Origin of the sequence: Cohnella herbarum (assembly GCF_012849095.1) — a bacterium.
GTDB lineage: Bacteria > Bacillota > Bacilli > Paenibacillales > Paenibacillaceae > Cohnella > Cohnella herbarum.
On the sequence record NZ_CP051680.1, the window covers coordinates 3,730,150 to 3,745,730 of the forward strand.

Genomic DNA, 15,581 nt, shown 5'->3' on the forward strand with positions numbered 1-15,581 from the left:
CGCTGACTCCCTCTTTGTCGGAAGGCCAGCGGCCATTGTGCTTAATCTCGTTATTTAGAAGCTTTCCAAGCATCGATTTGCGTTTGCATTTCGGCGATAATCTTATCCATGCCGGCTTTCTTCAGCTTGGCATTCATCTTCGGCAACATTACGTCGGGATCCGCGATACCGGTAATGAGGCCCGCATAGAATTCGTCGACTACGGATGCCGTTTGCGCCAGCTCGCTCTTCACGTTGCTCGGGTCGAAGGAGAAGCCGAGCAGCTTGGAAGGAATCGCCGCCGCGTTCTTATCCGGACCGGCAGGATACCATTTCGGCTGCGTTTCGCTCGTACGGTAGGAGTTAAACATGTTGCCGTATTCCCAGCCGGAATCTACCCAGTAGCCTGCGTTGTCGACTTTCTTGATCAAGTCGTCGCCGACTTTCGTATAGTGCGTGCCTTCGATTCCGTAGCTCATCAGGTTGAACAATTCTTGATCGGCGTAGAGCAGGTTGTAGAACATCATGGCTCTTTCGGGATCTTTGGACGTACGCGAGATCGCGGTCATCGTCGCGATGATGGAGCCCGTGCTCATATAGGGCTTGGAGAACTCGACCGCAGCGACTTTCGAGGCGTCGCCGCCGCCGAATCTCACGGCTTGGTTGGCAGCCGAATCCGGGTTAATAACCGTAAACGTAGACGTGACGTATTTCCCCGCCAGCTCGTCGGAGTTCGTGTCTTTCAACGTTGCCGCGTCTTTACGGATAATGCCTTTTTCGTACCATTCGCGCATTTGCTTCAGGAAGCCGATGAACTCGGGCGTTTCGTACAGATTAACGACTTGGCTCGCTTCGTCTCCGATACGGACGACGCCGGGATTTTTCTGAGCGAAATACTCCAGACCGAGCGTCGTACCGTAGTTGCCCATGACGTCCGTGTCGCCTTTCAAGCTGAAAGGATATTTTTCCGGCTCGCCTTGCTTTACTTTTTCCAAGAACGGAGTCATGTCCGCCAACGTCTTGAATTGATCCGGCGTGTAGCCGTATTTATCCAGATAGTCCTTGTTGATCAGAACGCCCGGCGTCCTAGCCAGAACTTGCGTATTGATGATGGCGTATAGCTTGCCTCTCACTTTCGCGGCATCCCATGCGGCGGGCGGCACTTGCTTCAGGATGTCCGGACCGTGCTGCTGAAGCAGGTCGGTTACGTCGAGGAAAGCGCCTTTGTTCACGTTCGACAGGTAGTCGTTCGTCCAGTTGGACGTGAAGATCAAATCCGCTTTTTCGCCGGAAGCGGCGATCGCTTGCATTTTCTGATCGTAAGTACCCCAGTCGACCAGTTTAATGTCTAGGGTAGCGTTGATTTTTTCCTTCGTGATCTTGCTCATGGCGTCTTGAACGAGCTTAGCGTCCGGGAATACGCTTTGAGGCAAATACCATGTGATCTCATAAGGCTCCAGTTCGGCGGCAGGGCTAGCTTCCGTGCTGGCCGGCTCTTCCGAGCTTGCGGCGGGACTGCTTGCCGCTTCCGAACTTGCCGCTTGCGATGGCTTCGAATCGTTGTTGTTCCCATTTCCGCATGCGCCAAGCAGCATAACGACGGATAACATGACAGCTAGCGATACCGTTCCAAACTTGCTCCCTTTTCTTTTCATGGAATAACCCTCCTATGGTCTATTTATTATCATCCGAAACCGGACCGATAATCTAGTGAAATTTTGTTGCTTTTAGCCTTTAATAGACCCGACCGTCAACCCTTTGATCAAATATTTCTGGAAGAAAGGGAAGGCGAACAGCATCGGCCCGGCGGCCAAAATCGCGATCGCCATGCGCGCGGATTCGGTCGGGATCGAGCTCATGTCGACGCTGATGCCCGCTTGCATGTTCTTGGTAAGAAACTCGATGTTCGTCATGATTCGCTGCAAGTAATACTGGAGCGGAATGAGCTTCTCATCCTGAATGTACAGCATCGCCAGCCACCAATCGTTCCAGTACGCGAGAGCATAGAAGAGACCGATGGTCGCCAGAGCAGGCTTGGACAACGGCAGCACGATGCGGGCGAAAATCCCCCATTCCGAGGCGCCGTCTATCTTAGCGGATTCGATAATCTCGAACGGCAGCCCGTCCATGAAGCCTTTCATCAGCATCGTGAACCATGCGCTAACGCCGTAAGGAAGAATAAGCGCCCAGAGCGTGTCCTGGATATGCAGCACGTTCGTCGCGACAATGTACGAAGGGACGAGACCCGCGTTGAACAATAAGGTGAAAAATACGAAAAACGTCATCAGCCTGCTGTACCGGTAATCTTTGCGCGTCATGACGTAAGCGATGGATGACGTTAGCAGCAGGGCAAGTACCGTTCCCGCCGTCGTTACGATGATCGTGATCAAATAGGATTGCAGCAGAGCCTTCGGTGTCTGGAAAATGTAGTCGTACGCCAGGAAGGAAGCTTCCTTAGGAATAAGCCTATACCCGTATCGCGCAATGTCCGCGTCGCTCGTCATCGATACCGAGATGACATACAGGAGCGGAAACACGATCAATAGCGATAGGAAGATGAAAATCAAAATGATCCACGGCTGATTGCCGGCTTTCTCTGCGTTTAATTTGCGCATTGCCTATCGCCTCCGTCAGAACAGCGCGTTCTCTTTGTTGAATTTGCGAACGATCAGGTTCGTCGAGAAGACGAGCACCAGTCCGACGATCGCTTGGTACAAGCTGGCCGCGGAAGCCATTCCTAGATCCCCGGTCACTCGCAACGAGCGGAATACGTAAGTATCTACGACATCGGTCGTCGAATACAGCATGCCGGCATCCCGCGGGATGAAGTAGAACAACCCGAAGTCCGAATAGAAGATCCGTCCGACGTTCAAAATGACGAGCAGCGTAATGAGCGGAACGATAAGCGGAATCGAGATTTTCCGGATCTGTTGAAACCGGGAAGCTCCGTCGATCGAAGCGGCTTCGTAATACGTCGTATCGATCGCGATCAAACCCGTGAAGAAGATGATCGCCGTATAACCGACGTTTTTCCATAAGTACGTAAGCGTCAGAATAACCGGCCAATAACCCGGTATGCTGTACCAATCCACCGGGGCGACGTTCATCCATTCCAGTGCTTTATTGATGACGCCGTAGGACGGGTTCAGCAAAATGTAAGTCACGAAACCGATGACGACCCAGGACAGAAAATAAGGAAAGAACAGCACCGTTTGAAAGATTCTCACCCATTTTCTCCCGAGCTCCGCCATTAACAGCCCGATGACGACGGAACAGAAGATGCCGACCGCGATGAAGATGCCGTTTAATAGAAGCGTGTTCCTCGTAATGCGCATCGCGTCTTGCGATTGGAAGAAGAACTTGAAGTTGTCCAGCCCCGTCCATTCGCTGCCCCATATGCCTTTGGCGTAATTGATGTCTTTGAATGCGATGACGATGCCGTACATGGGCAAGTAGTAAAACACGAAGACGATGATGATGGCGGGCAGGCTGAGGAGAAATAAGCTTTTGCCTCTCCAGAAGTGTTTGCCCTCGTTGCGTAGCGCCGTCCCTATTCTCACCGCGTGGTTCCCCCTTTCGGCGATAACGTCCGCCGCTCTGTTTGTGATCCGAGCATACGAAATCGGGCGGCCTTCTGAATACTGCTCATTTTCGAGGGGTCAAAAATACACTGTACGAAACGCAAATGTTCGGAAATCGGACTGCACTTTATCGAAAAAGTACCGCCGACACGGGGTCGGCGGTACTTTTTTATCCGAAAAGATGAACTATTGCTCTCTCTTCTTAGTTATATATTCTCTTGGCGTCATTCCGAAATTCGCTTTGAACAGCTTGTAGAAATAGCTTTCGTTCTCGATGCCGACCCTGCGCATAATGTCTTGGATGCTAAGCTTGGAATTTTCCATCCATTCCACCGCTTTGGCCAGGCGAACTTGATTGATGTATTCCGGAATCGACATGCCGAAATGCTCCTTGGCGATTTTGCTTAGCTTATAGGCGGACAGCCTCAGCATATCGGAAATGCCGGTCGCCGATAGTCCCGAGTCGAAGTAATTGTTGTCGATGATCTCTTTAATCGTATCCGCCGCTACCCTATTGCCTTCGATCGCACCTTCGTTTCCTTCGGGTCCGATCGCGCCGATCGCCTCCAGCAGATTTTGCTCGAACCGCTCGATCGTCTCTTCCTCGTACAGCTCCCGGTTCAGCAACCGTTTCGGAATGTTGATTGGCTCCTTGCGGGTCCGGTTCATCTCGTAGATCGCTTTCTTCAGATGATGAACGACCTGCATTCCGACGAGCATAATATCGGTGTATTCCAGCCGCCGGATTTGGCGGAACAGCTCGCGGAACTTCTCCTCCGTTTTCGCCGGATCGCCTTTCTTGAACGTTTCGATGAATCGGCTTTCCGTTTCCATTGTTTGTTCGATATCGGCATCGCCCGTCCGTTCATCGATCATCGACTGCGTCATCACCGACATCGGACCGTACACGTATCTGTATGCGCTATTCGCGAACGCATGGCTGTATGCGGCGGCGATCACCGTATATTCGGCGACGGGTTCGCTAACCGCCGCGGAGAAAGTCATTCCGTAATGGCGCTGGATATATCCTTGAGCTTCCGCAAGCAAGAGCGCCACCTGCTGCTCCGCGTCCTTGCGATCGTCCGAGTTGAGCAAGATCGTGAACGAATCGTCCTTCATATCGACGGTCTGCGCGACGAACGCCTTGGACAGCACTTCAGCCGTGACGTTCGCGATCGCGAACCGGAGCAGCTCGCGTTCGGCCAAGCTTCTGCGCATGAACAGCTTGTAATCGTCGATCCGCAGCACTCCGACGATGAACGGCTTCTTCCTCGAAAGCGTATCCCCTAGCTGCTTTAACACGTCGTCGGCTTCGGCTACGCTCATGCCGAAACTGTCGACGAGCAATTTTTTCAAGAAATACAGCTTCATGATAATCGTATTGTTGTTCTTCTCCAGATGATATTCGTACAGCTGCTCCTTGGACTGTCGGTAAACTTCCATTAAATAAGCGAATTCGTCGCGAGCGCCGGAACGAAGCGTCAAGTCTTGCGCGGAGCCGCCCATCGATGTCTGTTCCATCAATCTGCGAACCGGCGAATAGATGCCCCGGGTAACGGATAACGTCAGCAGCAGCGCTCCGATGAACACCGCGCCCGTAATGAGCAGAATCGTATCCAGCAATTGCTTCAGATTGGCGTAAGCTTCCTTGTACGGTCTCGCTTCGAGCAGCGTCCATCCCGTATTCTCCAGGTGAATGTACGAGATGATATACTTCTCGCCTTGCACCTTCTTCGTCAGAAAACCCGAAGCGGCGCCAGCCGTCGCGGATTGCCCGGCCACCGATTGCATATACGACTCGCGAATCTGGACGGCGAACGGATTTGAAGCGACCGGTCCCGGAGGTTCGGTCTCGATCAAACGCTTGCTACTGTCCAAGATATACAGGAAGCTGCTAGCCCCGGAATCGGTTCCGTTCAGCGCACGTATGTTGTTTACGAGCCAGTCCAGCTTAATATTGAGAATGACGGCGCCGTCCATTCCGTTCCGGGAGTCTACGTTCTCGTACATGATATAGCTCAAGACAGTCATATAATTCGGATCAGTTCCGTCGGACACTTTCAGCTTGCGCACGATTGCTTTTAATGTAGGAATTCTGTCATAAGAGCGTAACGCCTGATCCAATTCGGCGTCTTTATGAAACAGATCCCCGAAAGTGGAATAATAGACGTTTTTATAGTTGTTATAAATATAAATAGAATGCAGGAACGGATTGTTCGCGATAATCGTGGAGTTCAACTTGTTGATTGTACTCAGATGATCGTAGGTTTCGTCTTCCTTGAGATACATAAGCGCCTTGATCTCGTTGTTGCTATAAGTGGATAACGTCAGATTGCGGATCGTCGAATCCAAGTAATCGATATTGTATTTCATCTGCGACAAAATCTTCTGGCTGTTCTCGTATTCGCCTTGGAACACTTTGCGTTCGACGCTATAGTAGATCAGCGCGGAGAAAGAACACACGATCAACAATATAACGCAGGCGATCCAAAGGAAAATTCTCAGCCAATATTTCTTCTCTCGGAATAATCGCGGGAATCGCATCTTCAGCCCCACCCTATGTCAGCTTCGTATCCAGTAGGTCCAACGGAACTTCCGAAATTGATCTCGGCTTTGCAAATACTGCCAGGCACGGACAGATGTTCTCTGCCTTCGAGCAAGTTCACGAGCAGATTCGCCGCCGTTTTTCCCATATCGTAAAAAGGTTGGTTCGCGCCCGTCACGTCGAGCTGAAGCCTTCGATTCAGATTTAGCGCATCATAAGTGACGAGTGACACGTCTTCCGGCACGCGGATGCCGAGCTTCCCGAACGCGGCGATCACCGCCTCCGCGACTTGGTCGTTCGCGGCGAAGACGGCCGAGCAGCCCGTCTCTTTAATCTTATCTCCCGCGGCGTCCGCGAAAGCGTCGAATTCATCCTTGAAGTCTTCGAATTCGGTCGGGATAAGCACGTCCAGGCGCTGCTCGAACATCATCCCCGCATCCAGATAAGCTTGCTTCACCCCAAGCAATCGCTCATGGAACGTGCTCAAGTCCGCGTTGCGCAGAAACAGAATCCGCCGATGCCCTTGATCGAGCAGCAGTTTCGTCAGCTTATAGGCTCCGGCGATATTATCGCTAGTCACGAACGGGATATCGCTGTCGTAGGGGTGTCGGTCGAGGAACACGACCTCGATGCCGCTCTCCTTCAGCCTTTCGTATATCCTGCGAGTTCGTACCTCTTCTCGTCGGTCGAAAATCGGACTTAGGATAACGCCGTCAACCCGCTTGGCTATCGCGCTTTCCACGAACGTCTCCAGCTTATCCAAGCTTCGATCGTCGCTGAAGCTAAGCAGTTGGAAACCATGCAGGCTCAGTACGTTCTCAATTCCCCTTAGGGCGTTCGCCCAGAGCGGATTCTCGATACCGATCACGGATGCTGCAACGAGCCCGGCGCGCCGATCGTCGCGAAGGGAGACGACGCCGTTGTTGATGAACGTCCCCCTTCTATTATCGCGCTTCAACAACCCGTCGGCGCACAATTCCTTGATCGCTTTCTCTACCGTGTTGACGCTCGATCGATAGGTTTTCGCGAAGTCGCGGCTAGAAGGCAGACGGGTCTCCCCTAGCCATTCCCCTTCCAGAATTCTCTTCTTAATGTCATCTCTAATTCTAACGTAAGGATAATTCGACATAGAAGAAAGCTTCGTCCTTTCTAGTCTATCTATGAATAGATCGACTATATTACAGCTGTATCATCTGTGTCAATTTAGCAAGCAAAAAAGGCTTCCGCCGTCCTTAAGGTATGACGGGAAGCCCCTGTAATCATATCGATTTTATCATTTAGCGTTAATCCTTTTTATCATCAACCGCTCTTTCCCGTTGCCTGAGTGAACTGCACATACCTGCTGAACCTCACAGCAAATTGGATATGCGTACTTTGCTCAGGAGCTAGATTCCGTAGAATCAAGCAAAATTCTATGTGGCGTAAAGCATTAGCGGTTCTTGTCACATAAGAAGAGGAACTAATGCATCGAGTAGATCAATTATGATATCGAGGCTTCGTATTTCTAACCTCCTGCATGACATCTGCCAAGCTTTTGCCCTCTTCCCTCATGTCGTCAACGTACAAGTCGGCTCTGATCAGCCCTTTGTGCAGAATGATCGCACGGTCGATGACGTTCTCGATCTCGTCGATCAAGTGCGTCGTAATCAGCAACGTCTCGTCGCCCTGCAAACCGGACATCATCAGCTTAAGGGAGTCGCGTCGCGAGAAAATATCCTTTCCTACGAACGGCTCATCCATGAGGAGGTAATCGGCCTTCTTGGATAAGCCCGCGCTAATCTCCAGCTTCATCTTCTGTCCTTTGGAGAACGTTTTGATCTTTCGATCCGGAGGCAGCTCGTACAGCTCCAGCAATCTATTATAGTAATCCCGGTCAAACCGCGGAAAAAATTCGGCAAGAAACCGCGCATAGTTCCGAGGGGTCATATCCGGAAGAAAGCTGCCTTCTTCCGTAATAAAGGCCATTCGCTCGTATTGATCGGTGTTAGGCTTGCCTTCGATCGTAATTTCGCCGTTCTGCAGCTCGCCGATACCCATAATCGACTTAAGCAACGTCGTTTTCCCGCTACCGTTCTCCCCTAGGATGCCTACGATTTCACCTTTGCCGATCGTCAAACCGTTAATGTAGAGTAAGGCGTTGCTTGTCGGATACCGTTTATCCACGTATTTCAATTCGATCATATAACTCGCCTCCGTATCCCGATGCTATTCCACTTGAATGTTCGAGAAATACCTGTAATCCATCTGATCGTAGCCGAATCCACCCATCGAGCTAGGCAAGTTATACGCCTGTATGTTATCTTCGTTCAGTTCGGTGACCAACTCGCCTTTATAGATCAGTTCCGAATGGTCATACGCATAAATGTACATATGCTTCGGAGACGCAATATCATACACTACGCGGGATTGTTCAGTCACCGCTTCCCGGGAGGACTTAACGACGTACAGTTTGCCGTTCCGGTAGCTCATCGTCGTAATTGCGCTGTAGGTATCCTCATTCCCGTCGTCGAAGACAGCATTCGTAGTATCCGCTACCTTTACTCCATCCGTGAAATCGATGCTTAGAATCGTCCTATTTAATCGATTCGGCTCCGAGGAACCGCGAAGAAAGTTCAACGTCAGCATATTGCGGTCAGGATCCGGAAAAGCATCGTATCCTTCATAATAAACCACGGCATCCTCAGGTCGATTATCGCCCTGTCTCGCAGGCAAGTAAAACCCCGGAACAGACGTTTCTCCTAACAGTCGTCCGCTTTCGCTATCGTAGCTTCTAATGAAGAGCGAGTTATTTTCAACCGATAATAACGCCAATCGATGGCCTATGGCCTCAAGACCCAAAATTTCTACACCCGATTGACCGTCCGGCTTCTTCGCTTCCAAGTTGATATCGACGATTTTGCGAGGGGTATAGGCATCCCCATAATCGATTGACGGAAAACCCCACTCGTGAAACTTAACCTCATAGATTCCGCTTGATCCGGTAAAATAAGACGACACCGGGACCGTATAGTAAACTTTGTCTCCGACCTTCGCCAATCCGTACTCCGGCGAGTTCGCATAAGTAACGGAATTGTCCTGTCTGTCAGGATTTCGGTAAGCGATCGACGGATTGACCTCGGCGGAACCGATCGGAACGGAGTAATAATCTTTGATTTTACGGGCAGTAATCGTATAAGAGGAGATTGCGTTCTCGACGCTATACTCCATCCCGTCTCCCGTCCTCTTGGATCCTCCGTTCACATAGCGGTACATGTCGGTCCATTTCGGCTGCCTGAACAATTCCGTATTTGCGCTGATCCGTCCCTTTTCCACTCGAAACATAGTCCGGTGAACCCCATCCCGCAGTTGTCCGCTGATCATAACGTCTTGAATGGCTTCCCGGCTGCCAACCAAATCCTTAATCTCGAATATTCCGTTGTCTTTTAACCGATACGTATAAATAGCCATTACGATTAGGACTGCGATGGCCGCGGCCATAGCGGGAATCGCCATATGTTTTTTTAATTTTTCCATTTCGGTTTTCTCCTCCTCCCAAGGCCTAGAGCTAAGCAACCGCGCCCTTTTTTAAGATACGAAGACTGTGCCAGACGAAAAAGGCGCTAAGAACAAAGAGAGAAGCGCTGCTGACGTATAAGTCTTTAAGCTCGCTATAATGGATCTGTTCGTTCATCCGATAACCGATCACGTTCATCGTAATCCAGATGGCCGCGACGATGGCGGCGAATCCGTAATACTTCCTGCTTCGCTCGCATAAAGCCCCGTAAAAGATGCCGGTTGCGACGACCAAGAACATCCCGAGCGTGGACATGATCCTACTGAAGTTTAACGGCAATAACAGACGGAACAACTCGGAACGAATCATCGCCAGGAAAAATCCGTTATGCATAACGAACTGACCGTCGCCGTAACTTCCAACCTTAGCCGCATATAGCGCATAGCCAAGACGGATACTAATCAGTTGGGAAACAAGAAGCATAAGCAGACAAGTCGCGAATACGAAGAGCTTGCTGAAATACAGCGCTTCTCGTTTCACCGGAAGCGTTAAGTAGGTGTAGATGCTCTTGCTGCCCCAATAGTCCGCATATACCGTCTTCAAGAAAAAGGCGCAAACCAAAACAACAAAGATCAGAAACCACATCGCGTTGCCCGATGAAACATATAGATCCTCGAATCGGGCATTCACGGTATACGCGTTGTAATTTTTCAATTGATTATGCAGAACGATCAACGGCGTTATTATGGCCGCGAAGCATAGAAGCACAATGAATATGAGCCACTTGGCGAACTCGATATTGATCAACCGGTATAAGCCTTTCATTTGTTCTCAACACCTCGATTGTATTATATATGTAGTACAACCAGTTCAAAAAAATTTATTCCCAATGTTTGCTGATGAGTTCAACAACGGACTTGAACGACAAATTGACTTCTTTGGCCGAATCAACGAACGATTTGACAAGCTCTCTGGTCAGTTCGTCTTCAATCTGGCGTAAAATATTCTCGTCGACATAAATCACGCTTCCTAGCGTACTGCTGGTACGCACGTAACCTTCATCTTCCATTAACTTAAACGCCTTCTGGACCGTGTTCGGATTAATGCTCAACTGAGCGGCGATCTCCCGCCTGGATGGCAGCTTATCTCCGGATACCGCCCTGCGCAATAAAATTTGTCGCTTCACGTATAAGGCCGCCTGCACGTAAACAGGATCCTTATGATTTAATTTCAGCTCATAGAAGTTCAACACGTCATTATCACCCGCCTTAGCACTCCATTGTATTATCATGCTAATACAATGGAGTTGTCAATCGTCGGATGGTCATAACAGGAAACTTCAGCTTTTATAAATGGCTTCCGACGTCTTAAGAAGTCGAGCTGTATATAGAAAGAGAGTGCCGGAAGCGATCTTCCGACACTCTCTTTTACGTTTAGGGGAAATATCATTCTCCCTGGCGGTTCTGCGCAATGATTACCCAATTGAAGAGAGTCAATCACAATTCTCTCGCTAAGCAGGCACTACGTGTACAATGTACACTTAAATTGCCCTAAGCTCAGCAGCTTTCTAGTCTAAGTGTAAAATGTGCAATTAGATAGCGGATGATCTTCCATTATCGCTCAAACTACCCGAAATAGATGTAACTTCTACACTTAGATTTCTATTTGAAGAAAAACATCCCATCTAAATGTCATTTTTACACTTAGAAGCTGATCCATGAACCTAGCTTGAAATACTCCCGCTGAAAACGAAAATAATACGACTCCGCCGTCTTCTTGGCGGCGGCACTCGTTTATGTCGAGCGGAATTCGGCTGTATAAGACAGCCCCCCGGACTTGTGACTCGTGATAGAGTGATGCCATAACGTTATCCTGATCCGTACCAACACAAGGTATACATCCGGCAACTCAGCCGCTAGTTCAGTTCATAGCAGTTCTTCCATGATAAAGACCTAAGCAGTTCAGCCCAGCGCTAACGCGCCGGGCATCATGTTGGAATAAGGGGTACATTCCCCGCTGCGAATGATGGCTTTGACGGTTAGAGACATGGCGCTGATAATGCCCCATGCCCGCTATGAATCTCGATAGATCTTGATTCTACATACCCGTCTTTTTCATATCGCGGCCCGCCCTTACTTCAGAAGCGCGTCTTCGCGCTCGCGGAAATAGGTGGCCGTCTGCATGACCATACGGTCAAGAGAAGCTTTATCCGGCTTGCCGTACATAGCCGGGTACGGAGCTCCGCCGGGACCAAGCGGTTCGGGAGTGACGTAACGCCCTTCGCGGTTAAATCCAAGCACGTACAAAGCCATAATGATCGTATCCAGATCCATGGAGCCGTCGCCCAGCGCGCCGCGATTGCTATCCGCCATATGAAGGTTAAGCAATTGGTCTCCTGCCGCAAGCAGCGCTTCGCCGATGTGCGACTCCTCGACTTGCATATGGTAGACGTCCGCATTGATATGCTGGATGCCGGGGTGATTCAACTCTTTAATGAACGCTTGCGCGTCGCTAATCGTATGGACGTAACTCGTTTCCGCCGAACGGATCGGTTCGATCGCGCCCTTGACGTTGTAGTCGACGAAACGGTCGGCTACGAGTCGCAACGTTTCGACGCTTCGCTCGATTTCCGTATTGTCGTACTTATCGGGACGGCCGACGGCGCCGGGAACGACAAGAATGTACGAGCCTCCGACGGCCGAGGTGAACTCGATCTCTCTCTTCAAATAATCGACCGCCGCTTGGCGTTGGATCGCTTTGTTGCTGGAGAGATCGTTGTCGATGGAGAACATGCCGCATATTCCTGCGGTGCGAATCCCGTACGATTGCAATATATCGACGGTCTCGGCGGGTTTGTAGCCCAGATCCGGTCCGTAATGATTGCCGTGAAGCTCGATGTATTCGATTCCCGCCCGCTGCAATCGGGCGGCCGTTTCCTGAAGCGTCTCCATGCCGAAGCCCCAGTTGCTCCACGAGAGATTTAGCCGTTGCCGGCGCAACGCTTCGGGGTTGCTTTTCTTAAGCTGCTCGAAAGCCTGACGGATTCGTTCGTTTTTCAATTGATAATTTTGCATGAATAATCGCTCCTCTTCGTATCTCGTTTCGTAAATCGGTTTATGGCATGTCCGGGTGGTTCGGGCCGAAATGCTTCAGGAACACCATAGGCTCCCACTTGCTGCGATTCGTGACGACGATGCCCTTGCGCGCCGCTTGCTCGCCGACGAAAAATTCGTCTCCGCTCATCTGGCCGAAACGGAGCATAACCGCCGCTTCCGCTTCATGAACGCCGAAGGTGCCGTGGCCTTGAATGAGCACCGTACCATAAGCCGCCTCGTCTCGGATCGTAACCGTTTGTCCAGGCTCCACCGTCAATTCCTTGGCTCCGAAATATTCGTTGCCGTAAGTAATCCACTTTTCCGTGTGCTTCTCGTCGGTATGAGCGCACACGATCGGCGGACGGAAATACTTTTTCTTATAATGAGGATCGGTGTTTTTCTCCCAATCCAATAGACTCATAATGTAATCGATATCCCGCTGTTTGTCTTCAGGACAGTTTTCCGTCAAAAACTCATAAGGGTATACTTCTCCCGCCACGACGTTCTCGTGAACCGAATTCACGTCGCTGTTCCATTGCGGCTCGTACGTCAACACCGAACCAGGCGCGTGCACGACGCCCGGAGGCGTATACCAGCCCGTGCCCAACTCGATCCTGTAAGCTCTGGATAATTCCGTAATCCGGCTATCCCCCGACTCGAATTGCAACAAACGGTCGCGGACATCTTCGTACGTCGCATCGGGATCGTAACCGAAATAAGTAACTGGGAATTGGCCGAGATGGTTGTTTAGTTGCGGCGGAAAATAGTACGCTTCAGGCTTGCCCATACGCCCGACCCTCGCGGCGTCTTCATCGCTAAGATGCAGATGGTGAAACAACGGCGTGCCGAAATCAAAAAACTTCGAGTACATCGGCCAATTGCCGTATTTCGCCTGCAGCGTCTCGCCGATGAGCTCGGCTCCAAGCTCGGCGACCGCATCCTTCAGCAGGAACTTCTCGGTTGCATCATCGTTAACCGCCACGTAGCTGAGTCCTTCGTCCTCCGGAGCAAGCGGACCGTTCATCGCCGGAATGACCGACGACAGCCATCTTTCTTTAATCGATCCGCGATTCGTTCCGAGAGCGTAATAATCGTCCGGATGCAAGCGCAAGCGTTTGCCGGCTTGAGCGAACCTGCGAGGGACGAAGACCGGTTTTAACCGGAAAATGCCCACTCCCTTCTCGAAAGTATCGCGAATTTGCGTTGATATTGTCATGGAATATATGTACCTCCTTGATAATAACGATCTGAGTAAAGCGTTTGCAAGATCATTATAATTCAAGGAGCCGTACCGGTTGAATGAACGATCTTGTTGCGGTTAGGTTCCTATCTTCGTTATCTTGTGATCTTTCTTCGGATTCCGATGCTATAATGAAAGAACGTCTTTCGATAGGAGCGCCTTCTATGGTCCAAATTCCGTTTAATAAAAGCCAAGCCGATTTGTTCAAGGATGGTCAGTCTCCGATCCTGCTCTATGCGGGACAGATTTCGAATGATCCGAGCTGGAGCTTCCCGCCCCATAAGCACGACGATCTGTGCGAGATTCTATACGTCAGCGAAGGCGAAGGCCTGTTCGTCATCGATAATATTACATATACGGCTAGCAAGGGCGATATTCTCGTTTATAACGGCGGCGTCCTTCACGAGGAACGCTCCAACCCGGATCATCCGCTCAAAACTTATTTCTGCGGTGTCGGTCAATTGCGGATTGAGGGGTTGCGGGACCATTATCTCTTTTCTCCGGGTATCCGACCCGTTATTCCAACAGGCCCTTATAGCCATCAAGTCGAAGGGTACATTAGCACGCTGTTCGAGGAATTAAAGTCGCAAGTGTTCGGCTTCGAAATCGTCTGCCAGAACGTACTTGTTTCGCTTATCGTCTCCGTGCTGCGAATTCTGAACTCTCAATCGGAAGCCGCTCCCGCTTCTAGCCCGTCACTTGGTTTATTGATCAAGGAATACATCGACATCAACTATACGCGGGATATTCCTTTGAACGAAATCGCGAACCGTCTCTATATCAGTCCGTTTTATCTCTCTCATATCTTCAAGGAAGAGACGGGCACCTCGCCGATCAATTACTTAATCCAGCGCCGTATCGGCGAAGCGAAGAAGCTATTGCTCACCACCCGGATGCCGATTCAAGAAATCACGGAAACCGTAGGTTATTCCAACGCCAACTACTTCAGCACCTTATTCAAGAAGGTAACCGGGCAGTCCCCAAGCCAATTCCGCAAGAGCGAAGCCAATTGAACCCTCATCTATTTCCCTTTATACTTGAAATACCAACCGGAAATGAGTGATCTGCCATAGATACGAACATGATTATCCCTAACGAAGAGAAGAATATCGTTTTAATCGGCTTTATGGGAGTAGGTAAAACTACGATCGGACTGCATCTTGCGAAGAAGTTGCTTCGCGATTTCGTCGATGTCGATCAAGAAATCGAAAAACAACATCAAATGCCTATATCGCAGATCTTCAAAACTTTAGGCGAACAACGGTTCAGGCAAATGGAAAAGGACTATATCGTCCAATTGTGCGATAGCTCTCGGTTAAAGGTCGTTTCGCTCGGCGGGGGAGCTTTTATGCAAGATGAAATCAGAAGTGCATGTCTGTCCTCCTCTATCGTCATCTTCTTGGATCTCGCTTGGGATTCTTGGAAAGATCGAATCCATCTCCTCATGGACAACAGACCCGTTTTGCAGGAAAAATCATTAGAGGAAATTCAAGAGCTGTATCATTCTCGCCTACAAGCCTATTCCCTCAATCATTCAAGGGTATGCACCGATGGCTTGAAACCGGAAGAAATTGCCGATCGGATCATTGACACCTTAAAGTCGGAATATGAAATAAACGTGCCTATCCACGAATAACGAATGTAAACG

The 15,581-nt window shown here is 50.1% G+C and carries 13 protein-coding genes; 2 read left to right on the top strand and 11 right to left on the bottom strand.

Translation table 11 applies throughout. The features are described from left to right. Nucleotides 1–50 precede the first annotated feature (50 nt). From HH215_RS16405 to HH215_RS16455, 11 genes are all read right to left on the bottom strand, one after another. Nucleotides 51–1,634 carry a DUF3502 domain-containing protein gene (locus HH215_RS16405; RefSeq protein WP_169280885.1) on the bottom strand — a complete coding sequence of 528 codons (1,584 nt, stop codon included), beginning with the start codon at nt 1,632–1,634 and terminating at the stop codon, nt 51–53. Nucleotides 1,635–1,706: 72 nt separating this feature from the next. Next, complete coding sequence (locus tag HH215_RS16410; RefSeq protein WP_169280886.1) at nt 1,707–2,594, bottom strand: carbohydrate ABC transporter permease; 888 nt, start codon at nt 2,592–2,594, stop codon at nt 1,707–1,709. 15 nt (nt 2,595–2,609) lie between these two features. Further along, a complete protein-coding gene (locus HH215_RS16415; RefSeq protein ID WP_254450511.1) occupies nt 2,610–3,539 on the bottom strand; it encodes an ABC transporter permease in 930 nt (309 codons plus the stop codon). A 207-nt stretch (nt 3,540–3,746) separates the two neighbouring features. Next, nucleotides 3,747–6,104, bottom strand: a complete 2,358-nt coding sequence (locus HH215_RS16420; protein WP_169280887.1) for a helix-turn-helix domain-containing protein — start codon at nt 6,102–6,104, stop codon at nt 3,747–3,749. 2 nt (nt 6,105–6,106) lie between these two features. After that, nucleotides 6,107–7,234 (bottom strand): GntR family transcriptional regulator, encoded by a 1,128-nt coding sequence (locus HH215_RS16425; RefSeq protein WP_169280888.1) that lies wholly within the window; start codon nt 7,232–7,234, stop codon nt 6,107–6,109. Nucleotides 7,235–7,581: 347 nt separating this feature from the next. After that, nucleotides 7,582–8,286, bottom strand: coding sequence for an ATP-binding cassette domain-containing protein (locus HH215_RS16430; RefSeq protein WP_169280889.1), 705 nt, complete (start codon nt 8,284–8,286; stop codon nt 7,582–7,584). A 24-nt stretch (nt 8,287–8,310) separates the two neighbouring features. Then, on the bottom strand, nt 8,311–9,618 hold the full coding sequence (locus HH215_RS16435; protein WP_169280890.1) for a hypothetical protein: 1,308 nt from the start codon (nt 9,616–9,618) through the stop codon (nt 8,311–8,313). Between the two features lie 31 nt (nt 9,619–9,649). Continuing rightward, nucleotides 9,650–10,423, bottom strand: a complete 774-nt coding sequence (locus HH215_RS16440; RefSeq protein ID WP_169280891.1) for a hypothetical protein — start codon at nt 10,421–10,423, stop codon at nt 9,650–9,652. Nucleotides 10,424–10,478: 55 nt separating this feature from the next. After that, nucleotides 10,479–10,850 (bottom strand): GntR family transcriptional regulator, encoded by a 372-nt coding sequence (locus tag HH215_RS16445; RefSeq protein ID WP_169280892.1) that lies wholly within the window; start codon nt 10,848–10,850, stop codon nt 10,479–10,481. Between the two features lie 880 nt (nt 10,851–11,730). After that, on the bottom strand, nt 11,731–12,672 hold the full coding sequence (locus HH215_RS16450) for a sugar phosphate isomerase/epimerase family protein (protein WP_169280893.1): 942 nt from the start codon (nt 12,670–12,672) through the stop codon (nt 11,731–11,733). 40 nt (nt 12,673–12,712) lie between these two features. Beyond that, nucleotides 12,713–13,909, bottom strand: coding sequence for a hypothetical protein (locus tag HH215_RS16455; protein WP_169280894.1), 1,197 nt, complete (start codon nt 13,907–13,909; stop codon nt 12,713–12,715). Between the two features lie 188 nt (nt 13,910–14,097). On the opposite strand from HH215_RS16455, the gene HH215_RS16460 reads away from it, so the two are divergent. Continuing rightward, nucleotides 14,098–14,946: a helix-turn-helix domain-containing protein gene (locus HH215_RS16460; RefSeq protein ID WP_169280895.1), complete on the top strand. Its 849-nt coding sequence runs from the start codon at nt 14,098–14,100 to the stop codon at nt 14,944–14,946. Nucleotides 14,947–15,002: 56 nt separating this feature from the next. Continuing rightward, nucleotides 15,003–15,569 carry a shikimate kinase gene (locus HH215_RS16465; RefSeq protein WP_375140526.1) on the top strand — a complete coding sequence of 189 codons (567 nt, stop codon included), beginning with the start codon at nt 15,003–15,005 and terminating at the stop codon, nt 15,567–15,569. Nucleotides 15,570–15,581: the final 12 nt, after the last annotated feature.